Source organism: Glycomyces dulcitolivorans, from assembly GCF_003265355.1.
Taxonomy (GTDB): Bacteria; Actinomycetota; Actinomycetes; order Mycobacteriales; family Micromonosporaceae; genus Glycomyces; species Glycomyces dulcitolivorans.
On the sequence record NZ_QFRW01000215.1, the window covers coordinates 1 to 8,568 of the forward strand.

Annotated in this window: 7 protein-coding genes; 3 read left to right on the top strand and 4 right to left on the bottom strand. The window is 71.5% G+C overall.

What is annotated here, in order from left to right; genetic code table 11:
* The 4 genes from DI269_RS28665 to DI269_RS14890 all read right to left on the bottom strand — a co-directional run.
* A partial coding sequence (locus DI269_RS28665; protein WP_157975002.1) for a rhamnulokinase occupies positions 1–1,359 on the bottom strand: 1,359 nt, incomplete at its 3' end.
* 64 nt (positions 1,360–1,423) lie between these two features.
* Positions 1,424–3,454 (bottom strand): bifunctional aldolase/short-chain dehydrogenase, encoded by a 2,031-nt coding sequence (locus DI269_RS14880; protein WP_112137146.1) that lies wholly within the window; start codon positions 3,452–3,454, stop codon positions 1,424–1,426.
* Complete coding sequence (rhaI, locus tag DI269_RS14885; RefSeq protein WP_112137149.1) at positions 3,455–4,624, bottom strand: L-rhamnose isomerase; 1,170 nt, start codon at positions 4,622–4,624, stop codon at positions 3,455–3,457. It abuts the gene before it with no gap.
* Positions 4,621–4,977, bottom strand: a complete 357-nt coding sequence (locus DI269_RS14890) for an L-rhamnose mutarotase (protein WP_408612301.1) — start codon at positions 4,975–4,977, stop codon at positions 4,621–4,623. Before DI269_RS14890 ends, rhaI begins: the two co-directional genes overlap by 4 nt.
* A 362-nt stretch (positions 4,978–5,339) precedes the next feature.
* Between DI269_RS14890 and DI269_RS14895 the strand changes: the two genes are divergently transcribed.
* The 3 genes from DI269_RS14895 to DI269_RS14905 form a co-directional block, all read left to right on the top strand.
* Entirely contained in the window at positions 5,340–6,347 is a 1,008-nt protein-coding gene (locus DI269_RS14895) for a LacI family DNA-binding transcriptional regulator (RefSeq protein ID WP_198667449.1), read from the top strand.
* A gap of 119 nt (positions 6,348–6,466) precedes the next feature.
* Entirely contained in the window at positions 6,467–7,975 is a 1,509-nt protein-coding gene (gene arfA / locus DI269_RS14900) for an arabinosylfuranosidase ArfA (protein WP_112137153.1), read from the top strand.
* A gap of 101 nt (positions 7,976–8,076) precedes the next feature.
* On the top strand, positions 8,077–8,568 hold a 492-nt coding region (locus DI269_RS14905; protein ID WP_157975003.1), incomplete at its 3' end, for a hypothetical protein.

Below are 8,568 nucleotides of genomic sequence, written 5' to 3' on the forward strand. Positions count from 1 at the left end.
GGCGGCGCGGCGGGCGCCGGGCCCGGGTGCGACGAGGCCGAGGGCCTGGGCCTGGACGAGGGCGTTGCCGAGGGCGGTGGCCTCATCGGGTCCGGCGAGGACGGTGCGTCCGGTGGCGTCGGCGGTGAGCTGGCACAGCAGCGTGTTGTTGGAGCCGCCGCCGACGATGTGGACGGTCTCGACCGGGTCGCCGGTGAGGGCTTCGAGCGCGTCGATCGCGCGGCGGTGGGCCAGCGCGAGGGAGTCGAGGATGCACGCGGCGGTCTCGGCGGGGGTCTCGGGGACGGGCTGGCCGGTCTCGGCGCAGTAGGCGCGGATGCGTGCGGGCATGTCGCCGGGGTCGGCGAAGCGGGGGTCGTCGGGGTCGACGACCGAGCGCAGGCGCTCGTGCTTGGCGGCGGCGTCGAGGAGGTCGGCGAGGTCGATGTGGTGGCCTTGGCGGCGCCAGGTGTCGACCGATTCGCTCAGGAGCCACAGTCCGGCGACGTTGCGCAGGAAGCGGATGGTGCCGTCGGCGCCGCGTTCGTTGGTGAAGCCGGCGTGGAGGGCCTCGGGGGTGGTGATGGGGGCGGTGCGTTCGGTGCCGACGAGGGACCAGGTGCCGCAGGAGATGTAGGCGGCGCGGTCGCTCTCGTAGGGGACGGCGGCGACGGCGGCCGCGGTGTCGTGGCCGGCGGTGGCGATGACCTGGGTGTCGGGGTTGAGGCCGGTGGCCTGGGCGATGTCGGGGAGGATCGGGCCGAGGACGGTGCCGGTGGGGGTGATCGCGCCGAGGAGGTCGGCGCGGAAGCCCGCGGCGGTGCACAGCTCGTGCCGCCAGGTGCCGGTGCCCTGGTCGACCAGGCCGGTGGTGGAGGCGTTGGTCGCTTCGCACGCGGTGGCGCCGGAGAGCCAGTAGGCGATGAGGTCGGGGATGAGCAGGAGCCGGTCGGCGCGGTCGAGCGCGGCCGGGTCCTCGGCGGCGAGCTGGAACACGGTGTTGAACGGCTGGTGCTGGATGCCGGTGCGCGCGAACAGGTCCACGGGGTCGACTTCGGCCAGGAGCCGGTCGCGGGCGGGCGCGTTGCGGGCGTCGCGGTAGCAGACGGGGTTGTTCAGGAGGTGGCCGCCGACGTCGAGGAGGCCGTAGTCGACGGCCCAGGAGTCGACGCCGATGGCGGCGGCGTCGCCTACGGCGCGCAGGCCGTCGAGGATGCCGGACCACAGGCCGAGGACGTCCCAGTAGAGGCGGCCGCGGACGGGGACGGCGCGGTTGGGGAACCGGGCGGCCTCGGTGAGGCCGATCCGGTTCCCGTCCACGTGAGCGGCCATGACGCGCCCGGAGGACGCGCCGAGGTCGACGGCGGCGAGCAAAGGCATCAGCGTTTACTCCGGTTCGGGGAAGCGAGCGGAGCGAGCGGCTGGGCGGGGCGACGGGTGTGGGTCACCTGAGGAACCCTTGGGGGTTGCCGGAGTCGACGGGGATGTGGACGCCGGTGGTGAGGCCGAGGTCGGGGCCGACGAGCGCGTAGACGGCGTCGGCGACCGAGGACGGGAGGACTTCGCGCTTGAGGAGGGTGCGGCCGGCGTAGTACTGGCCGAGCTCCTCTTCCTTGACGCCGTAGACGGCGGCGCGGTTGGCGCCCCACCCGGAGGCGAAGATCCCGGAGCCGCGCACGACCCCGTCGGGGTTGACGCCGTTGACGCGGATGCCGTGCCCGCCGAGTTCGGCGGCGAGGAGGCGCACCTGGTGGGCCTGGTCGGCCTTGGTCGCGGAGTAGGCGATGTTGTTGGGGCCGGCGAAGACCGAGTTCTTCGAGGCGATGTAGACGATGTCGCCGCCCAGGCCCTGGTCGATCATGGCGCGGGCGGCTTCGCGGGAGACGAGGAAGGAGCCCTTGGCCATGACGTCGTGCTGGAGGTCCCAGTCGGCGGCGGTGGTCTCCAGCAGCGGCTTGGACAGGGAGAGTCCGGCGTTGTTGACGACGAGGTCGATGCCGCCGAAGGCGAGCGCGGCGGCCTCGATCGCACCGGCGACGGAGTCCTCGTCGGTCACGTCGCACCTGATGCCGACCGCCGTGTCGGCGGAGCCGATCTCCGCGGCGGCCGCGGCGGCCTTCTCGCGGTCGAGGTCGGCGATGACCACGCAGGCGCCCTCTGCCGCAAGGCGGGTCGCGGTGGCCTTGCCGATGCCGCCGGCCGCGCCGGTGACGAGCGCGATGCGCCCGGCGAGCGGCTTGGGCTTGGGGCGGCGCTGGAGCTTGGCCTCCTCAAGGGACCAGTACTCGATGCGGAACTTCTCGGACTCGTCGATGGGCGCGTAGGTCGAGATCGCCTCGGCGCCGCGCATGACGTTAACGGCGTTCACGTAGAACTCGCCCGCGACGCGCGCGGTCTGCTTGTCGGCGCCGAAGGAGAACATGCCGATGCCCGGGACCAGGACGATCGCCGGGTCGGCGCCGCGCATCGCGGGGCTGTCGGGCTGCGCGTAGCGCTCGTAGTAGGCCCGGTACTCCTCGCGGTAGGCGGCGTGGCGCTCCTTGAGGTGAGCGATCACTTCTTCGAGCGGCGCGGTCGCGGCGGTTTCGAGGACCAGGGGCCGGACCTTGGTGCGCAGGAAGTGGTCCGGGCAGGAGGTGCCCAGGGCGGCGAGTTCGGGCATGCGCTCGGAGGCGAGGAAGTCGAGGACTTCCGAGCTGTCGGTGAAGTGGCCGACCTGCACGTGGTCGGTGGAGGCGAGGCCGCGGATGACGGGTGCGAGCGCGGCGGCCCGCTCGCGGCGGCTGGGCTCGTCCAGCGCCTGCCACTGCTCGACTTCGGCTCCGAACGGCTGCCCGGCCTGCTGGTTCGCGATGTACTGCTCGCAGCCGCGGATGATCTCCAGCGAGTTCGCTTCGCACGCTTCGGAAGTCGCGCCCCAGGCGGTGATGCCGTGGCCGCCGAGGATGCAGCCGATGGCCTGCGGGTTCGCGGCCTTGATGGCGGCGATGTCGAGGCCGAGCTGGAAGCCGGGGCGGCGCCAGTCGACCCACACGACCCGGTCGCCGAAGCACTCCTTGGTCAGCTCAGGCCCGTCGGCCGCGGTCGCGAAGGCGATGCCGGAGTCGGGGTGGAGGTGGTCCACATGCGCGGCGTCGACGAGGCCGTGCATGGCGGTGTCGATCGAGGGGGCTGCTCCCCCGCGGCCGTGGAGGCAGTAGTCGAAGCGCTCGACCATGACGTCTTCTTCATCGAGCCCGGGGTAGGTGTCGACCATGGCGCGCAGGCGGTCCAGGCGCAGCACCGCCAGGCCCGAGGCCTTGAGGGTGCCGAGGTCGCCGCCGGAGCCCTTGACCCACAGCAGGTCCACGTCCGCACCCGTGACCGGGTCCGTCTCGACGCCCTTGGCGGAGGTGTTGCCGCCGGCGAAGTTCGTGTTCCGCTTGTCCGCGCCGAGGCGGTTGGAGCGGGTGATGAGGTCGTCGACAGTGCTCATCTAGGCGCCCCACCCGGCCTGGGAGCCGCCGACGCGGGCGGCCTTGATCTCCTCGGCGTAGCCCGAGGCGGCGTAGGCGGCGAGCGGGTCGGCGTCCAGGCCCTGCTCGGTGCGGACCTCGGCGAGCAGCGGGCGCACGTCGGTGTTGTAGGCGTCCATCAGGACCGCGTTCGCGCCGAGGACGTCGCCGGCCTGCTGCGCGGCGGCGAGCGCCTCGTGGTCGACCAGGAGCGCCTTCGCGGTCGCCTCCTGCACGTTCATGATCGAGCGGATCTGCCCGGGGATCTTCGGCTCGATGTTGTGGCACTGGTCGAGCATGTACGCGATCCCCGAATCGGGGAGGATGACCTCGCGCAGGGCCAGCTCGTGGAGGATGCGGAAGAGCTGGAACGGGTCGGCGGCGCCGACCATGAGGTCGTCGTCGGCGTAGAACCGGGAGTTGAAGTCGAAGCCGCCGAGGCGGCCCTCGCGCAGCAGGAACGCCACGATGAACTCGATGTTGACGCCGGGGGCGTGGTGGCCGGTGTCGATGACGACCTGGGCCTTGGGGCCGAGCTTGAGGCAGTGCGCGTAGGCGGTGCCCCAGTCGGGGACGTCGGTCGTGTAGAACGACGGCTCGAACAGCTTGTATTCGAGGAGGATCCGCTGGTCGTCGCCGAGGCGGGCGTAGACCTCGGCGAGGACTTCGGCGAGGCGGTCCTGGCGGCCGGCGATGGAGTCCTGGCCGGGGTAGTTGGTGCCGTCGGCGAACCAGAGCTTGAGGTCGGTCGAGCCGGTGGCGTCCATGATGTCGACGCATTCGAGGAGGTGCTCGGTGGCCTTGCGGCGGACCTTCGCGTCCGGGTGGCAGACCGACCCGAGCATGTAGTCGTCGTCCTGGAACGTGTTGGAGTTGATCGTCCCGATCTTCACGTTCAGGGCCGCGGCGTGGGCGGCGAGGTCGGCGTAGTCCTCGACCTTGTCCCAGGGGATGTGGAGGGCGACCGATCCGGCGGCGCCGGTGTACTTCTGGACCTGGGCGGCGTCGGCGAGCTTCTCGTACGGGTCGCGCGGGACGCCCTGCTGGGCGAAGACCTTGAAGCGGGTGCCGGAGTTCCCGAACGCCCACGAGGGCATCTCGATGCTCTGGCCCGCCAGCACCTGCTTGGCGTACGTGGTGCGGTCAGTCATGTGCCGGCTCCTTCAGCCGCGGCGTCGGCCGCGGCCAGTTGGGTCTCCAGGTTGAACACTTCGGTGAGGACGGTGAACGAGTCGTCGGCGTTGGCGCCGCCGGTGCCCTCGAAGAACGGGGCCATGGACGCCTGCCAGCGGGCGTTGACCTCGGTCCGGGCCATCGCGTCGCGGGCGGCGTCGAAGTCGGCGGTCTCCAGGTAGCCGACGAGGAGGCCGTCCTCGGACAGGAAGAGGGAGTAGTTGCCCCAGCCGGTCGCGTCGAGCGCGCGGAGCATGTCGGGCCAGACTGCGGCGTGGCGCTCGCGGTACTCGGCGAGGCGCTCGGGGCGGACGCGGAGGGTGAAGCACACGCGCTGCGGCGACGCTTGCGAGCCGGACGGAGCGCTCGGCGGCGGCGGTTCGCTCTCGGGTGGCGCGGCGGTCACGGGGGTCCTCCCTGGGGGTGCGGGGCGCGGCGTGTGAACGCCGTGTTTTTGAATCGTTTCATGAACGGATTTCGATAAAGTAGAACGCGAAGCAAGCGCTTGTCAAGCCGCGGCCGGGAAGAAATTCGAACACGGTTCGGTATATGCTCCTCAAGCTCGCCGTTCACCGTTGAACCGTTTCAATCGACGGAGGGTTCGACGCGCGTCGATCCCGCCTCCGGCGGCCCCGGCAGTCCCCTGCCGTCCCGCCAGCGCCCCTGCCCCCCGATAGACTCATTGAGGTGACCATGACCACCACCAGTATGAAGGACGTCGCGCGAGCCGCCGGCGTCTCGGTCGGGACGGTCTCCAATGTGCTCAACCGGCCCGAGGCCGTCGCAGAGGAGACCCGGGCGCGCGTGCTGGCCGCCATCGCCGATCTCGGCTACGTGCGCAACGACTCCGCGCGCCAGCTGCGGGCCGGGCGCAGCCGGACGGTGGCGATCGTGGTCCTGGACGTGGCGAACCCGTTCTTCACCGACGTGGTCCGCGGGGCCGAGCCTCTGGTGGAGTCCGCGGGCGGCGTGGTGACGGTGTGCGACTCCGGTGAGGACGTGCGCCGCGAGCGCCGCCACCTGGAGCTGCTGGAGGAGCAGCGGGTGCTGGGCCTGTTGATCACGCCGGTGGACGACTCGTCGGCGTCGTGGATCGAGCGGCTGTCAGGCCACGACATCCCGGTGGTGCTGGTCGACCGCGGCGCGGGGCGCCACCCGCACTGCTCGGTGGCCGTCGACGACGTGCACGGCGGTCGCCTGGCCGCGCAGCACCTGGTCGAGCGCGGGCACCGGAAGATCGCGTTCATCGGCGGTCCCGCGGCGATCCCGCAGGTGGCCGACCGGCTCGCCGGGTGCCGGGAGGTGTGCGAGGAGTCCGGCGTGGAGCTGGAGGTCTTCGCGACGCCGGGGCTGAACTTCCAGGCGGGGCGCGAGGCGGTCGAGGAGATGCTCGGCCGCGAGGACCGGCCCACGGCCGTGTTCTGCGCCAACGACCTCGTCGCGCTCGGGGCGCTCCAGGGCCTGACGATGCAGGGCGTGAAGGTGCCGCAGGAGTGCGCGATCGTCGGCTACGACGACATCGACTTCGCCGCCGCGGCGGCCGTGCCGCTGTCGTCGGTGCGCCAGCCGCGGGCGCAGCTGGGGCGCACGGCCGCGCAGCTCTTGTTCGACGAGATCGCCGAGGGGCGCGACCACACCCACCGCAACGTGGTGTTCCAGCCGGAGCTGATCGCGCGGGCATCGACGGCGCTCGAACTCTAGGTTTTCCGCGACAGGGACTGTACCGGTAAAGCAAGATCTGGTAGCGTCACCGCGACCGGACCCGCCGCGGGCCCGGGTCACCGCTCACCACCTGCCGCACAGTCCCACCGGAGGCGATCATGGCCGACCACCACCGCGCACGCATCGAGTTCGACCCCCGCTTCACCGTCGCCGAGGTCCCCTCGCGGCTCTTCGGGTCCTTCGTCGAGCACCTGGGCCGGTGCGTCTACACCGGCATCTACGAGCCCGACCACCCGAGCGCGAACGCCGACGGCCTGCGCGAGGACGTCCTCGAACTCATCCGCGAGCTGGGCCCGACCATGGTCCGCTACCCCGGCGGGAACTTCGTCTCCGGCTACCGCTGGGAGGACGGCACCGGCCCCAAGGATGACCGGCCCCGGCGCCTCGACCTCGCCTGGGGCACCACCGAGACCAACCAGTTCGGCCTCGGCGAGTTCATGAAGTTCTGCCGCGCCACCGGCGTCGAGCCGAACATGGCCGTCAACCTCGGCACCCGCGGCCTCCAGGAGGCCCTCGACCTGTTCGAGTACGCCAACCACCCCTCCGGCACCTACTGGTCGGACCTGCGCCGCTCCCACGGCGACGAGGAGCCCTACGGCATCAAGCTGTGGTGCCTGGGCAACGAGATGGACGGCCCCTGGCAGATCGGCCAGCGCACCGCCACCGAGTACGGCCGCATCGCCGACCAGGTGGCCCGGTCGCTGCGGTACATCGACGGATCCGACGACCTCGACCTGGTCGCGTGCGGCTCCTCCTCGCGCGGCATGCCGTTCTTCGGCGCGTGGGAGAACGAGGTCCTGACGCACACGTACGAGTCGGTCGACTACATCTCCGCGCACGCCTACTACCACCCGCTCGACGGCGACGTCGTCTCCTTCATGGCCTCGGCGCAGGACATGGAGCTGTTCATCGACGGCGTCATCGCCACCGCCGACGCCGTCGGCGCGAAGCTCAAGAGCGACAAGAAGATCAACATCTCCTTCGACGAGTGGAACGTGTGGTACCAGACCGCGCCGACCGGTGAGCGCCCCGAGCCGTGGGCGATCGCCCCGCGCCAGCTGGAGGACCACTACTCGGCGATGGACGCGGTCGTGTTCGGGTCGCTCCTGATCACGCTGCTGCGCCGCTCCGACCGCGTCACCGCCGCATGCCTGGCGCAGCTGGTCAACGTGATCGCCCCGATCATGACCGAGCCGGGCGGCCCGGCCTGGCGCCAGACCACGTTCTACCCGTTCGCCGAGGCCTCGAAGTACGGGCGCGGCACGGTCCTGAACGTCAACGCCGACTCGCCTTCGTTCGAGACGAAGAAGTACGGTGAGGTCTCGGCCCTGCACTCGGTCGCCGTGGCGAACGAGGACGGCTCGATCACCGTGTTCGCCGTCAACCGCGACCTGGAGACCCCGCTGACCCTGGAGATCGACGCGTCCTCGGTGGCCGTCGGCGAGGTCACCGCCTCCACGCTCACCAGCACCGACCCGGACGCCAAGAACACCCTCGACAACCAGGACCAGGTCACGCCGGTCGAGAACACCGCCGTCGCCGTCAAGGACGGCACGGTCACCGTCGAACTGCCCGCGATGAGCTGGAACACCATCCGCATCGCCTAGGGATGTAACAGGAAGGCCCGGACCGCGGGTCCGGGCCTTTCCTCTGCCCGCCCGGTGCGTACCATTGAGGACGATCAACCTCGCACCCCTCGGCGGCCCCCATGCACGAGACACCCGATTCCGTCGGACACGCACCGGACCGGCCCGCCCGGTCGCGCGCCGACACGTTCCGGACCCTCTCCCGGGTCCACGCCTGCCTGGTGCCGCTGACGGCGTTCACCGCCTGGTACTGGGGCAGCCTCCTCGCGTACTTCATCGGCCCCGACGTCGAGCGCATGGGCGTCGCCGCGACCGCACTGGCCGCGCTCCTGGTCCTCGACCTCACGCTCAAACTCGCGGCGGCCCGGGCGATCGGGCCCGCGCCGCGCCGGGCGGGCCTGTACCTGTGCGGCTCGGTCGCGGTGGCGGCCGGCCAGGTCGCGGCGGTCGTCGCCTACTTCGGGGAGGCGTCCTTCCTCGGCCTCCTGCCGTTCCTGCCCGGGCTCCTGCTCATCGCGGAGGTCGCCGTGTACCTCAGGTCCCGGCGCGAAGCGGCCGCGGACGCGCCACCGCCGCGCACGCGGGCGGACCTGGTCATCGCCGCGGCCGGCACC